We start from the raw sequence: 14,622 nt of genomic DNA, 5'->3' as shown, positions 1-14,622 counted from the left end.
GACAGCCAATGGATTTCTCCCGATTCTTCATCGACCGGCCGATCTTCGCGGTCGTGCTGTCGATCGTCATCTTCGCGATCGGCCTGATCTCGATTCCGATGCTGCCCGCCGGCGAATACCCGGAAGTCGTGCCGCCGAGCGTCGTCGTGCGAGCGACGTATCCGGGCGCGAACCCGAAGGAAATCGCCGAATCGGTCGCCGAACCGCTGGAGGAGGCGATCAACGGCGTCGAAGGCATCATGTACATGAAGTCGGTCGCCGGTTCCGACGGCAGCCTGCAGGTGGTCGTCACGTTCCTGCAGGGCGTCGATCCCGACACGGCCGCCGTGCGCGTGCAGAACCGCGTGAGCCAGGCGCTGTCGCGGCTGCCCGACGAGGTGCGCCAGTACGGCGTGACCACGCAGAAGCAGTCGCCCACGCCGCTGATGTACGTGAGCCTCTATTCGCCGGACAACAGCCGCGATTCGCTGTACCTGCGCAACTACCTGACGCTGCACGTGAAGGACGAGCTGTCGCGACTCACCGGGATCGGCGACGTCGGCGTGTATGGGGCCGGCGACTATGCGATGCGGCTGTGGCTCGACCCGAACCGGCTCGCGTCGCGCGGGCTGACCGCGAGCGACGTGATCGCCGCCGTGCGCGAACAGAACGTGCAGGTGTCGGCCGGGCAGCTCGGCGCGGAGCCGTCGCCGAAGAAGAACGACTTCCTGCTGTCGATCAACGTGCGCGGCCGGCTGCGCACGGTGCAGGAGTTCGGCGACATCGTGCTGCGCACCGGCGACGACGGGCAGGTCGTGAAGCTGTCCGACGTCGCGCGCATCGAGCTCGGCGCGGGCGACTACACGCTGCGCTCGTATTTCAACGACAAGCCGTCGGCGGTGATCGGCATCTTCCTGTCGCCGGGCGCGAACGCGCTCGAGGTCGCGAAGGCCGTGTATGCGAAGTTCGACGAACTGTCGAAGCGCTTCCCGCCCGGCGTCGCGTACCGGCCCGTGTGGGATCCGACGGTGTTCGTGCGCGAATCGATCCGCGCGGTGCAGCACACGCTGATCGAGGCCGTCGTGCTGGTCGTGCTCGTCGTGATCCTGTTCCTGCAGACGTGGCGCGCGTCGATCATCCCGCTCGTCGCGGTGCCCGTGTCGGTGGTCGGCACGTTCGCGTGGCTCTATCTGCTCGGCTATTCGATCAACACGCTGACGCTGTTCGGGCTCGTGCTCGCGATCGGGATCGTCGTCGACGATGCGATCGTGGTCGTCGAGAACGTCGAGCGCAACATCGCGCAGGGCCTGAGCCCGCGCGACGCCGCGCACCAGGCGATGCGCGAGGTGTCGGGGCCGATCGTCGCGATCGCGCTCGTGCTGTGCGCGGTGTTCGTGCCGATGGCGTTCATGTCCGGCGTCACGGGCCAGTTCTACCGGCAGTTCGCGGTGACGATCGCGATCTCGACGGTGATCTCCGCGATCAACTCGCTGACGCTGTCGCCCGCGCTCGCCGCGAAGCTGCTGCGTCCGCACGATGCGCCGAAGGATGCGCTCACGCGCGGGCTCGATCACGCGTTTGGCTGGCTGTTCCATCCGTTCAACCGCTTCTTCGACCGCAGTTCCGATCGCTATCACGGCTTCGTCGGCCGCACGCTGAAGCGGCGCGGCGTGGTGTTCGCGGTCTATGCGGCGCTGCTCGCGGCCACCGCGCTGCTGCTCAACGCGGTGCCGGGAGGCTTCATCCCCGTGCAGGACAAGCTGTACCTGTTCGCGGGGGCGAAGCTGCCGGAAGGCGCGTCGCTCGCGCGCACCAGCGAGGTGACCGAGCAGATGACGAAGATCGCGCTCGGCACCGAGGGTGTCGAGATGGTGCCGGCGTTTGCCGGGCTGAACGCGCTGCAGGGTGTGAACACGCCAAACATCACGAACTCGTATGTGATCCTGAAGCCGTTCGACCAGCGCCACCGCAGCGCCGCGCAGATCAACGCGGACCTGAACGCGCGCTTCTCGGCCATCGGCGGCGGCATCACCTATGCGCTGATGCCGCCGCCGATCCAGGGCCTCGGCAATGGTTCGGGCTATTCGCTGTATCTGGAGGATCGCGGCGGCCTCGGCTACGGCGCCTTGCAGAATGCGCTCACCGCGTTCCAGGGCGCGGTCGCGAAGACGCCGGGGATGAGCTACCCGGTCAGCTCGTACCAGGCGAACATCCCGCAGCTCGAGGTGAAGGTCGACCGGTTGAAGGCGAAGGCGCAGGGCGTCGCGCTGACCGACCTGTTCAGCACGCTGCAGGTCTATCTCGGCTCGATGTACGTGAACGACTTCAACCTGTTCGGCCGCGTGTACCGCGTGATGGCGCAAGCCGATGCCGGCCACCGGCAGACGGCCGCTGACATCGCGAACCTGCGCACGCGCAACGCGAAGGGCGAGATGGTGCCGATCGGCTCGATGGTGACGGTGGCGCCGGCGTACGGGCCCGACCCGGTGGTGCGCTACAACGGCTATCCGGCCGCGAACCTGATCGGCGATGCCGATCCGAAGGTGATGTCGTCGTCGCAGGCGATCGAGAAGCTGCAGCAGATCGCGAAGGACGTGCTGCCGCCGGGCATCACGCTCGAATGGACCGACCTCAGCTACCAGCAGGTCACGCAGAGCAACGCGGCGATCGTCGTGTTCCCGCTCGCGGTGATGCTCGTGTTCCTCGTGCTCGCGTCGCTGTACGAGAGCTGGACGCTGCCGCTTGCGGTGATCCTGATCGTGCCCGTGTGCATCTGCGCCGCGCTGTTCGGCGTGTGGCTGTCGGGCGGCGACAACAACGTGTTCGTGCAGGTCGGTCTCGTCGTGCTGATGGGGCTGGCGTGCAAGAACGCGATCCTGATCGTCGAGTTCGCGCGCGAACTCGAAATCCAGGGCAAGGGCGTGATCGACGCCGCGCTCGAAGCGTGCAAGCTGCGGCTGCGCCCGATCGTGATGACGTCGGTCGCGTTCATCGCGGGCTCGGTGCCGCTGCTGATCGGCGGCGGCGCGGGCAGCGAAGTGCGCGCGGCCACCGGCATCACCGTGTTCGCGGGGATGCTGGGCGTCACGCTGTTCGGGCTGTTCCTGACGCCCGTGTTCTATGTGGCGATCCGCAAGCTCGCGGGCGGCACGCCGGCCGTGTGGAGCGAACACCACGGCACCCTCGAAGGAGAAAACCGATGAGCGCCGCTTTCCGTCTTTCCGCGCTCGCGATGTCGGTGACGCTTGCCGCGTGCGCGGTCGGCCCCGATTTCAAGCGGCCCGACACGGCCACGGCCGCGCGGTTCGCGCGCGATGCGCATCCGGCGGAGTCGGCCGGTACGACGCCGGAGACGCCGGATATGCCGCCCGACGCGTCGGCCGATGCCGATGCCGCGTTCTGGCGCGGCTTCGGCGATCCGGTGCTGACGCAGCTGATCGACACGGCGCTCGCGGCGAACCAGGATCTGCAGGTCGCCGTGTCGCGCTACGACGCATCGAATGCGCTGCTGTCGCAGGCGACGTTCGATCGCTACCCGACGATCACCGCGAGCGGGCAGATCGGCCATCGGCTGATGAGCAAGGACCAGGCGTTCGGCGCGCCGCGCAGCCAGCGCGATACGCCGACGTCCAGCGTCGGGATCAATGCGGCGTGGGAGCTCGACCTGTTCGGCCGCGTGCGTCGTTCGATCGAGTCGCAGCGTGCGGAAACGGCCGCCAGCGCGGCGGACGTGCGCGCGGTGCGCGTCGCGATCGCCGGCGAAGTGGCGAGCACGTACGTCGATCTGCGCGGCTCGCAGGAGCGGCTGCGGATCGCGCGCGAGAACGCCGACAACCAGAAGCAGACGCTCGCGCTGATCAATGCGCGTGTCGGCGCGGGGAGAGGCTCCGAACTCGATGCGGCGCGGGCGCGCGCGCAGTACGAATCGACGACGTCGCGGATTGCCGTGTACGAAGCGGCGATCGGCGTCGACGAGCACCGGCTCGCGGTGCTGACCGGGCAGACGCCGGACGCGCTGATCGGCCGCTTCGATCTCCCGAAGGCCGCCGCGTCGGCGGGCACGCCGGTGCCGCTGCCGGCGCTGGCCGCCGACATCGATCCCGGCACGCCGGGCGACCTGCTGCGGCGGCGGCCCGACGTCGCGGCGGCCGAGGCGCGGCTGCACGCGGCGACCGCACGCGTGGGCGTCGCGACGGCCGACCTGTTTCCGCGTTTTACGCTGTCGGGGCTGCTCGGCAGTGCGACGAGCAGCTACGGGTTCTTCCGCGCGGGCAGCGACACGAACCTGATCGCGCTCGGCATCGACTGGTCGTTCCTCGACGTCGGCCGCGTGCGGGCGCGGATCGCCGCGAGCGATGCGGAAGCGGCCGGCCAGCTCGCGCAGTACCGGCAGACCGTGCTCGGGGCGCTGGAGGAAACGGAGAACGCGCTGCTGCGGGCCGCCCGCACGCGTGACGAGACGGGCCATCTGGTGCAGGCCGCGACCGACAGCGCGCGTGCCGCGCAACTGGCGCAGGCGCGGTTTTCGGCGGGTGCGATCGACTATTACGAGGTGCTCGACGCGCAACGCACGCTGCTGCAGGCGCAGGATGCGGCGGCCGACGGGCAGATGCGCAGCGCGGCGTCGACGGTGGCGTTGTACAAGGCGCTGGCGGGCGGCTGGCCGTCGGGAACGGGGCAGGGCCGGCAGCACGGTCCGCTCGCGCAGGCGGGGCAGCCGGCGCAGTAGCGCGGACGGGGCGGCGGCGCGGCAGGCCGGAGCAATCCCGCCTGCCGCACGCCGCCCGATTACACGCTGGCCGGATCGACCTTGTCGATGTCGATGCCGTAGCGCCGGATGGCTTCGCCGACGCGTGCACGCGGAATCGCGCCGTCGTCGGCGAGCGCCTTCAGCGCCGCGATCACGATGAAGTGCCGATCGACCTCGAAGAACGTGCGCAGCGCGTCGCGCGTATCCGAGCGGCCGAAACCGTCGGTGCCGAGCGACACGAAGCGCCGGCCGTCGACGAACCCGCGGATCTGGTCGCCGACGATCTTCATGTAGTCGGTCGCCACCACCACCGGCCCCGTGCGGCCGTCGAGACATTGCTGCACGTACGGCACGCGCGGCGCCTGCTCGGGATGCAGCAGGTTCCAGCGTTCCGCGGCAAGCCCGTCGCGGCGCAACTCGTTCAGGCTCGTCGCGCTCCACACGTCGCTCGATACGCCGAAGTCCTGCGCGAGCAGGTCGCTCGCGGCGATCACTTCGCGCAGGATCGCGCCGCTGCCCATCAACTGCAGATGCGGCGCATCGGCCGTGTGTGACGTGCCTTCGCGCAGCAGGTAAAGCCCCTTGAGAATGCCGGCCTCGGCGCCGTCCGGCAGCGCCGGATGCGGGTAGTTCTCGTTGAGCAGCGTGATGTAGTAGTAGACATCCTCCTGTTCCGCGAACATCCGCCGCAGCCCGTCGCGCACGATTACCGCGAGCTCGTATGCATAGGTCGGGTCGTACGACACGCAGTTCGGGATCACCGACGACAACACGTGGCTGTGCCCGTCGTCGTGCTGCAACCCTTCGCCCATCAGCGTCGTGCGGCCCGACGTCGCGCCGAGCAGGAAGCCGCGCGTACGCGCGTCGCCGGCCGCCCACGCGAGATCGCCGACGCGTTGCAGCCCGAACATCGAATAGAAGATGTAGAACGGGATCGTCGGCAGGCCGTGGTTGCTGTACGCGGTGCCGGCCGCGATCCACGACGCGATCGCGCCCGATTCGTTGATGCCTTCCTGCAGGATCTGCCCGTCCTTCGCTTCCTTGTAGTAGCTGAGCTGGCCGGCGTCCTGCGGCGTATAGAGCTGGCCGAGATGCGAGTGGATGCCGATCTGGCGGAACAGGCCCTCCATCCCGAACGTGCGCGATTCGTCCGGCACGATCGGCACGACGAGCTTGCCGAGTGCCGGATCCTTCAGCAGCGTGCCGAGGATGCGCACGAATGCCATCGTCGTCGACAGCCCGCGCTCGCCGCTGTCCTTGAGCTGCCCGTCGAATGCGGCGAGCGGCGGCACCGGCAGCGGCGCCACGGTGCTGAAGCGGGCCGGCACGTGGCCGCCGAGGGCGGCACGGCGTTCGGCGAAGTAGCGAGCCTCGGCGCTGCCCGGCTCCGGCTTCAGGTACGGCAGTTCGTCGAGCTGCGCATCGCTGACCGGCAGCGCGAAGCGGTCGCGAAACGCGCGTACCGCATCCGCGCTCATCTTCTTCAACTGGTGGTTCACGTTCTGGCCTTCGCCGGCTTCGCCCATCCCGAAGCCCTTGACCGTCTTCGCGAGCACGACGGTCGGCCGTCCGTCCGCGCGCATCGCCTGCGCATAGGCCGCATGCACCTTTTCCGGATCGTGGCCGCCGCGTGCCAGTTTCCAGATGTCGTCGTCGGACAGGTCCGCGACGAGGTCGAGCAACTCGGGATACTTGCCGAAGAAATGCTCGCGCACGTACGCGCCGCTCTGCGACTTGAAGGTCTGGTAGTCGCCGTCGACGCATTCCATCATGCGCTGGCGCAGCAGGCCCGTCGTGTCGCGTTCGAGCAGACGATCCCAGCCGGCGCCCCAGATCACCTTGATGACGTTCCAGCCCGCCGCGCGGAACGTGCCTTCGAGTTCCTGGATGACCTTGCCGTTGCCGCGCACGGGGCCGTCGAGGCGCTGCAGGTTGCAGTTGACGACGAAGATCAGGTTGTCGAGCTGTTCGCGCCCGGCGAGCGAGATCGCGGCGAGCGATTCCGGCTGATCCATTTCGCCGTCGCCGAGGAATGCCCAGACCTTGCGGCCCTGATGCGCTTTCAGCCCGCGATATTCGAGGTAGCGCATGAAGCGCGCCTGATACGCGGCCGTCAGCGGCCCGAGCCCCATCGACACGGTGGGGAATTGCCAGAAATCCGGCATCAGCCGCGGATGCGGATACGACGACAGCCCGTCGCGTCCCGCTTCCCGGCCGGTCTCGCGGCGGAAGTTGTCGAGTTGCGCGTCCGTGATGCGGCCTTCCAGGTACGCGCGGCCATAGATGCCCGGCGCCGAATGGCCCTGGATGTAGACCATGTCGCCGTCGAAAGTGTCGGTGCGGCCGCGTAAGAAGTGATCGAAGCCGACGTCGTACAGCACCGCGGCCGACTGGTAGGTCGCGATATGCCCGCCGACGTTCGAATGCCGTCCGGCGCGCAGCACCATCACCATCGCGTTCCAGCGGATCATCGCGTTCAGGCGCCGTTCGAGCGCAAGATCGCCCGGGTAGGCCGGCTGCCGTTCACGCGGCACCGTGTTCACGTACGCGGTCGTCACGCGGCCGTGCAGGTCGCCGTGGCGTGCCGCGTCGAGATCGGAAAGCTGGTCGAGCAGGTAGTGCGCGCGCGGGCGGCCTTCGAGCGCGATCACGGATTCGAGCGCATCGAGCCATTCGCGGGTTTCCTGCGGGTCGATGTCGGGTAGCGCGAGCGGTGCGGTCATGCAATGTCTCCAGAAGCATAAGGCTGCGCGGGGCGACGGTCGTAGCGCCGCGACGCGCGATGGAACGCCCGCCGATCGGCGGGCAGATGGTTGCAATTGCAATCGTATGAGGGCAATTGTTATCGAGGTAGAATTTAATTGCAACTGCAATTCAACGAGAGGAACGACCTGACATGAGCGCACCCGAACCCGATCTGTGGTTCTCGTTCGTCCGCGCGCACCGGACGATGATTCGCGAGATCGAGCGCCGCCTCGCGGCGGCCGGCCTGCCGGCCTATGCGTGGTACGACGCGTTGTGGGGGCTCGAAAGCGGGCCCGACGGCACGCGCCGCATGCACGAGCTGGCCGACGTGCTCGCGATCGAGCGCTACAACCTCACGCGGCTCGTCGACCGGCTCGAACAGGAGGGGCTCGTTACGCGCGCCCGTTCGGCGGACGACGGCCGCGCCGCCTATGCGAGCATCACCGACAAGGGGCGGGCGCTGCGCAAGAAGATGTGGAAGGTGTACCAGTCGACGGTGTCGGAGCTTTTCCTCGATCAGTTCGGCGGCAAGGAGCAGGCGGCGATGGCCGCCGCGCTCGACCGTGCGACCGCCGCGGCGCGCGACGCGGGCGCCGACGCGAAGTAGCGTCAGCCGCTCGCACAGCGGCGCATCGCCTGCGCGGCCCAGTCGGCCGGCACGCGGCCGTCGTCGGCCAGCAGCCGAAGCGCGACCGCGACGATCCAGCGGGCATTCGGCGCGCGTGTGCCGGGGCCCGGGCCGGCCAGGTCCGCGCCGAGCGCCGCGAAGCGGGCCGGGACGAACGCGCCGATCTGCGCGGCGACGTGCCGCGCATAGCCTGTCACCGCGAGCACCGGCGTGCGGCTGTCGCCGAGGCATCGGCGCACATGCGCGACCTGCGGTTCGTCGTGCGGATGCAGCAGGTTCCACCGGTCGGCTGCATGACCGTCGCGGGCGAGCTGCGTGTAGCTCGGGCAGCTCCAGATCGTCGCATCGATGCGCCACTCGTCGTGCAGCAAGTCGGCCGCCTCCAGCACTTGCGCGAGCGTGCTGCCCGCGCCGCACAGCCGGATCTGTGCAGCCGCGCCGGCCGCCGTGCGCCGGCCGGCCCGCACCATGCCGCTGAACGCATCGCGGGCCGCGGTGGCCGACAGCGGTTTCGCATCGGCTACGAGGTCGTCGTGGCTCGCGAGGTAGCAGAATCCCGGCTGGCCGGCGACATAGAGCGTGCGCAGCGCGTGGCGCAGGATCGCGATCGCCTCATGTCCCGACGCCGGGTCGTACGGCGTGCACGCGGGGTTCGCGGCGAGCCAGTGCGGGACGTCGGGTGTCACGCCTTTCGGCCAGCACGATGCGACCGTTTCGGCATCGTTGACGAAGATCCCGCGATCGATGGTTTCGACCGACGCCAGCCGCAACCGGTCGGTCGCGCGCGCATGCAGCAGGTACAGCAGCGGCTTCTCGAACCGCTTGCGCGCATCGAGAAACCGTAGCGGCCACGCACTGATGCGGCGATGTGCCCCCACGTCCGCGGACGGCTCCCGCGCATCGGCTCGCACGATCCAGACACGTTCCGCGGTCGCCGCATCGCGTTCGAGGCAATCGGCGGCCGCGCGCATCGCGGCGAGCGGCGACACCGCTCGGCCACGTGGCGCGAGCCGCTGCGTGATCAGCCTGTCGAGGCAGGCCGCCGCGGCGCGGCGGGTGTCGGGTGTCCGCACGGGCGGACCGGATCGCGCAGTCTGCATGTCCCTCCTTCGAGTACTGGCATGTCGCCGGGTCTATCGGTTCCGGCATAGGATTGCAATTGCAACGATTGTAGTTGCAACGATAACCGGAAGACAAGGACCACCATGATCTCGACGCATCCCCTCACGTTTTATACGGCCAACACGCCGAACGGGCACAAGGTCGCCATTTACCTGGAAGAGGCCGGGCTCGCCTACGACCGCGTGCACGTGAATCTTTCCGCCGGCGAGCAGCGCAGCCCGGCGTTCCTCGCGATCAACCCGAACGGCAAGATCCCGGCCATCGTCGACCACGACGCCGGGCTGACCGTGTTCGAATCCGGCGCGATCCTCAGCTATCTCGCCGCGAAAACGGGCGTTCTGCATCCCGACACGCTGGCCGAGCGCACGGCCGTCCAGCAGTGGCTGCACTTCCAGATCGGCGGAATCGGGCCGATGCTCGGCCAGCTCTGGTGGTTCCTGCATGCATCGAAGACGGTCAATGCGCAAGCGCTCGAGCGCTACCGGAACGAGGCGCGGCGTCTCTATGGCGTCGTGAACGGCCGCTTGGCGGAATCGGCGTATCTCGCGTCGCCGCGCTACTCGATCGCCGACGTCGCCGCGTTTCCGTGGCTGCGCGCGGCGCCTGAACTCGATCTCGATCTGGCCGACTACCCGCACGTCGAGCGCTGGCTCGCCGGCATCGAGGCGCGGCAAGCCGTTCAGCGGGGCCTGATCGCCTGCCGCGCGCCGGCGGAGGAGGGCGCGCACTGACCTCGCATCGCCCGCGCCGGACGGATGGCGCGGGCGCCGCCCGCCGGCCTGCCGGGAAACATTGTTCCCCTTCGTCGTAAACGTCTCGAATGCGTGATATTTGCGCCGCGCGATCCGGTTTAGAGTGGCCGCGAATCGATGACGATGTGTCGTATCGCCGCAGTCCCGGGCGGTACAGACGCACCAGAGGAGTAGGAGACAAATGAGTGAAGGCAGGATTACGCAGGTCGAGTCGTTCGGTTTCGAGCGCATTCCCGATGCATCGCGCTACGCGCGGCCGATCGATCTGTTCAGGTTGTTGTTTGGCGGCTGCAATACCTTTTCCACGTCGGTGCTCGGCAGTTTTCCCGTGCTGGTCGGGCTATCGTTCAAGGCGGGGGTCTGCGCGATCGTGCTCGGCGTGCTCGCCGGCACCTGCATCCTCGCGCCGATGAGCCTGTTCGGCCCGCGCAACGGGACGAGCGACCCGGTGTCGTCCGGCGCGCATTTCGGCATCCACGGCCGGATCGTCGGCTCGTTCCTCGCGCTGCTCACGTCGATCGCGTTCTTCTCGCTCGCGGTGTGGAGCTCGGGCGACGCGCTCGTCGGCGGCGCGCACAACATGGTCGGCGTACCGGTCAACGGCTTCACGCTCGGCGCGGCGTACATGGTGTTCGCGGTGCTCGTGCTGATCGTCTGTATCTACGGCTTCCGCTTCATGCTGTGGGTCAACAAGATCGCCGTGTGGGCCGCGAGCGTGCTGTTCGTCGCGGGCCTGTTCGCGTTCGCCGGCCTGTTCGACGTGAGCTATGCCGGCACGGTGCAGCAGGGCAGCGCGGGCTTCTGGGCCGCGTTCGTCGGCGCGGTGCTGGTGGCGCTCAGCAACCCGGTGTCGTTCGCGTCGACGCTCGGCGACTGGGCGCGTTACATCCCGCAGCGCACACCGAAGCATCGCGTGATGGGCGCCGTGTTCGCCGCGCAGATCGCGACCTTCGTACCGTTCTTCTTCGGCCTCGCGACCGCGACGATCATCGCGACGAAGGCGCCCGCGTTCATCGCGTCGAACGACTACGTCGGCGGGCTGCTCGCGATCTCGCCGCGCTGGTTCCTGCTGCCGATGTGCCTGATCGCGATCATCGGCGGGATGTCGACCGGCACGACCGCGCTGTACGGCACCGGCCTCGACGTGTCGAGCATGTTCCCGCGCCTGCTGAACCGCGTGCGTGCGACGCTGCTGATCGGCACGATCGCGATCGCGTTCATCTTCGTCGGGCGCTTCTGGTTCAACCTCGTCGAAAGCGTCGCGACGTTCTCGACGCTGATCGATACGTTCAGCTGCCCATGGATGGCGATCATGGTGATCGGCTACGTGACGCGGCGCGGCTACTATCTCGCGGACGACCTGCAGGTGTTCAACCGCGGGCTGCGCGGCGGCCACTACTGGTTCACGCACGGCTGGAACGTGCGCGCGATGGGCGCGTGGCTGCCGGCCGCGTTCGTCGGGTTGTCGTTCGTGAACCTGCCGGGGCAGTTCGTCGGGCCGCTCGGCAACCTCGCGGGCGGGCTCGATCTGAGCGTGCCGGTGTCGCTGGTGGTGGGCGGCGTGCTGTATTTCGTGCTGCTGATGTTGTATCCGGAACCGGATGGCGTGTACGGTCCGCACGGGCGACGCTTCGTGCGTGGCGGCGGCCGGCAGGCGGCGCGCGGCAATGGCGCGCCGGCGATCCAGTCGAGGGGGTAAGCGCGACGCGTGGTGCGTAGCGCCGCCCATGACGATGCCGCCGCGCGGGACAGCCGCCGGCGGCATTGTCGTTTTCGGGCGTGTGGTTGCCAGAGGGGGCGGCTGTACGCTCCACGCAGCGCTGCACAAACGAAAGCGCCCGCCGGATTGGCGCGCGCGCGTCGACGTGGATGCGGTTCAGTGGAATGAACTGCCGGCGAGCATTCCGCCGTCGACGATGAATTCCGACCCGGTGCAATACGCGGATTCGTCGGACGCGAGGAACAGCACGAGATTGGCCACTTCATCGGGCTTGCCGATGCGCGCGATCGGCAGGCCGCTGTAGATCGACGACGGATCGAAGTCCGCGAACTCGGGCGGGCGCGCCATCACCGTATCGATGCCACCTGGATGTACCGAGTTCACGCGAATGCCGTAGCGGCCGAATTCGAGCGCGGCGGCCTTCGTCATCCCGCGCACCGCGAACTTGCTCGATACGTACGCGCTGCCGCCCGCGACGCCTTCCATCCCGGCCGTCGACGATACATTGACGATCGAGCCGCCACCCGCCGCCTTCAGCGCGCCCAGCGCCGACTTCATGCCGAGCCAGCAGCCGACCTGGTTCACGTCGATCACCTTGCGATAGTCGTCGAGCGAGCACGCTTCGATCGGCACGAGCTTCAGGATCGCCGCGTTGTTCACGAGGATGTCGAGGCGGCCGAACTGCGCGAGCGTCGCATCGACGGCAGCCTGCCAGTCGGCTTCGCGGGTCACGTCGAGATTCTGGAAACGTGCGGCGTCGCCGAGTTGTGCCGCGACGCGCTGGCCGGCTTCGTCCAGCACGTCGGCGATCACCACGCGCGCGCCTTCGGCGACGAACCTGCGCGCTTCCGCTTCGCCCTGGCCGCGGGCACCGCCCGTGATCAGCGCCACCTTGCCTTCGAGTCGTTTCATGCTACGTGCTCCTGTGAGTGAGAGGGACGCGCGGGGGCCGCTTACGCGGAGGTGCCCGCCGCGTCGATGATGCGAACCGGATCGACGCCATCCCATGCACGGGCTTCGGCGATGCCGCGCGCGATCATGTCGCGCATGCCGGCGCCTTCGATCACTTCGACGCGTACGCCGGGATCGTCGGCATCGTCGAGATAGGCGACGCGCGTGGCCGGGTTGCGCGCGTCGAACACGACACGTAGGCCGCGGGCCATGAGCTGCGCGAGCGCGGCATCGAGATCGTCGACGACCCACGCGACGTGATGCAACCCGACGAGCGGCTGCCCGTGCGCATCGCGGTACGGCGAGCGGGCCTCGTTCGTTACGTGAATCAGTTCGATCTGCAGATCGCCGCGATACGCAAGCCCGACGTCCATCGTGACCGTGACGGGTTCGCCGAGATGGAAGCCGTCGAGGCGCACGTTGCGGAATACGGTCCACGGCCCGACGTCATGGCGTTCGCGCCAGCGCGCGATGCTGCGGTCGAGATCCGCGACCACGTAGCCGATCTGGTCGATGGGGCCGAGCATGGGATCGTTCATGGCGTCTCCGTGGCGGACACACGTAGATGTGCCGCGCGATGATTGACGGTCATGATCGCAACAAAGCGCGCGCGGTGTGCCGTCCAAACGGATGACCTCGCGCGCTTCGTCGTGGCGTGGCGGGCGAGTGGGTGCGCCGGGGCGCGACGATGCCGGAATGCGAAGCGGAACGGAGAAGGGGCGTTTCCGGCTGGGCGATCCGCGCGTTACCGCGTGTTCGGCCCCTTGACCGTCAGCCGGCACACGGTTGCCAGCGCAAGCAGGTTCGGGTCGCGTTCGCGCCGGTGCAGGAAGCTCAGGCCGATCGTCTGGCGGATCGTCGGGCCGGCGAGCGGCACGAGCGCGATCTTGTGCGCGAACAGGTCGCGCACGCGCCCGGGCAGCAGCGAGCAGCCGACGCCGCCCGACACGAGATTGATCAGCGAGAAGATGTCGCCCACCCGCATCACGACGTTGGGCGCGACGCCGGCCGAACGAAACGCTTCCGTGAAGCCATGATGCGTCGCGAAGCCTTCGCCGAGCGACACGAACGGCGCGTCGCCGCACGAGCACAGATCGATGGCATCGTGCCGCGCGTACGGCGAGTCGACCGGCGCGGCGAAGAACATCTCGTCCTCGAACAGCGCGATCGATTCGATCTCGGCGTCCGGTTCGGGCAGCGCCATCAGCGTTGCGTCGATCGCGCCTTGCCGGAGCTTGTCGAGCAGGTCGGCATTCGAGCCGAGCACGAGCTCGGCCTGCAGCTCGGGGCGGCGCTCCTTCAACGCGATCACGACTTCGGGCACGGTGCGGATCGTCAGCGAGTAGAGCGAACCGATCTTCAACTGGCCGGCGCCGTAGCCGGCCGCCTCGCGTGTCGAGCGGATTCCGTCCGTCATCGTCTTGAGCACTTCGCCCGCGACTTCGGCGAGCACCTGCGCGGCGTCGGTCGGAATCAGGTTCCGCCCCTCGTGGCGAAACAGCGCGCAGTGCATCCCTTCCTCGAGCGTGTGCAACGCGCGGTGCACGCTGACCGTGCTCACGCCCAGCGCCTCGGCGGCCTTCGCGAGGCTGCCGGCTTCCATGAAGGCGAGCAGCACCTCGAGCTTGCGGAACGTGATCTCTTCGTTGATGCGGTTGCGCATGGTCCGGGCGACGGGAAGGGCGGCCGTCGATTCTGCCGCAGAACAGGGGCTGCAACAATGCGCGGATTTCCGGGGTTTCCGCGTGGCGGCGCCCGGCGCGGCAACATTTAATCTCCGGCTAATCATCCGCCGCGGGCGTTAATTGATGCGGGTTTTCGGCGTCCCTATGATCGTTTCACGCCGGTCGTACGGGCAGGCCGCGAGGTTCCGATGGTGCGGGTCCGTGCCCGCGCCTTGCCGGCCGGCGATACGAACACCCGGTTCGCCCATGCGTGCCAAGCAACACGGCACACATGCGGCGCGGCGCCATGA

Annotated in this window: 10 protein-coding genes; 5 read left to right on the top strand and 5 right to left on the bottom strand. The window is 68.4% G+C overall.

Translation table 11 applies throughout. From position 1 onward, the window contains the following. Positions 1-8: 8 nt before the first annotated feature. Positions 9-3,182 carry an efflux RND transporter permease subunit gene (locus CFB41_RS26730; protein ID WP_089458530.1) on the top strand — a complete coding sequence of 1,058 codons (3,174 nt, stop codon included), beginning with the start codon at positions 9-11 and terminating at the stop codon, positions 3,180-3,182. After that, positions 3,179-4,708, top strand: coding sequence for an efflux transporter outer membrane subunit (locus CFB41_RS26725; protein ID WP_089458529.1), 1,530 nt, complete (start codon positions 3,179-3,181; stop codon positions 4,706-4,708). The genes CFB41_RS26730 and CFB41_RS26725 overlap by 4 nt, the downstream gene beginning before the upstream one ends. Positions 4,709-4,767: 59 nt before the next feature. Here CFB41_RS26725 and aceE read toward each other — a convergent pair whose 3' ends face one another. Beyond that, a complete protein-coding gene (gene aceE / locus CFB41_RS26720; RefSeq protein ID WP_089458528.1) occupies positions 4,768-7,452 on the bottom strand; it encodes a pyruvate dehydrogenase (acetyl-transferring), homodimeric type in 2,685 nt (894 codons plus the stop codon). 173 nt (positions 7,453-7,625) lie between these two features. Between aceE and CFB41_RS26715 the strand changes: the two genes are divergently transcribed. Beyond that, positions 7,626-8,081: a MarR family winged helix-turn-helix transcriptional regulator gene (locus tag CFB41_RS26715; RefSeq protein ID WP_089458527.1), complete on the top strand. Its 456-nt coding sequence runs from the start codon at positions 7,626-7,628 to the stop codon at positions 8,079-8,081. Positions 8,082-8,083: 2 nt separating this feature from the next. On the opposite strand, the gene CFB41_RS26710 is transcribed toward CFB41_RS26715, so the two are convergent. Next, positions 8,084-9,202: a pyruvate dehydrogenase gene (locus CFB41_RS26710; RefSeq protein WP_089458526.1), complete on the bottom strand. Its 1,119-nt coding sequence runs from the start codon at positions 9,200-9,202 to the stop codon at positions 8,084-8,086. Between the two features lie 105 nt (positions 9,203-9,307). Here CFB41_RS26710 and CFB41_RS26705 point away from each other — a divergent pair, with 105 nt between their 5' ends. Both CFB41_RS26705 and CFB41_RS26700 read left to right on the top strand, forming a co-directional pair. Beyond that, positions 9,308-9,955 carry a glutathione S-transferase family protein gene (locus tag CFB41_RS26705; RefSeq protein ID WP_089458525.1) on the top strand — a complete coding sequence of 216 codons (648 nt, stop codon included), beginning with the start codon at positions 9,308-9,310 and terminating at the stop codon, positions 9,953-9,955. Positions 9,956-10,157: 202 nt separating this feature from the next. After that, complete coding sequence (locus CFB41_RS26700) at positions 10,158-11,675, top strand: cytosine permease (RefSeq protein ID WP_089458524.1); 1,518 nt, start codon at positions 10,158-10,160, stop codon at positions 11,673-11,675. Between the two features lie 177 nt (positions 11,676-11,852). On the opposite strand, the gene CFB41_RS26695 is transcribed toward CFB41_RS26700, so the two are convergent. The 3 genes from CFB41_RS26695 to CFB41_RS26685 all read right to left on the bottom strand — a co-directional run bounded on the left by CFB41_RS26695 (position 11,853) and on the right by CFB41_RS26685 (position 14,310). Then, a complete protein-coding gene (locus CFB41_RS26695; protein WP_089458523.1) occupies positions 11,853-12,608 on the bottom strand; it encodes a glucose 1-dehydrogenase in 756 nt (251 codons plus the stop codon). A gap of 41 nt (positions 12,609-12,649) precedes the next feature. Beyond that, complete coding sequence (locus tag CFB41_RS26690; protein ID WP_089458522.1) at positions 12,650-13,186, bottom strand: VOC family protein; 537 nt, start codon at positions 13,184-13,186, stop codon at positions 12,650-12,652. Between the two features lie 206 nt (positions 13,187-13,392). Further along, entirely contained in the window at positions 13,393-14,310 is a 918-nt protein-coding gene (locus CFB41_RS26685; RefSeq protein WP_089458521.1) for a LysR family transcriptional regulator, read from the bottom strand. Between the last annotated feature and the right edge of the window lie 312 nt (positions 14,311-14,622).

The organism is Burkholderia sp. AU33803 (assembly GCF_002223095.1).
Classification (GTDB): domain Bacteria; phylum Pseudomonadota; class Gammaproteobacteria; order Burkholderiales; family Burkholderiaceae; genus Burkholderia.
Note: the sequence above shows the minus strand (reverse complement) of the source record. Positions and strands in the feature narration are given on the sequence as shown.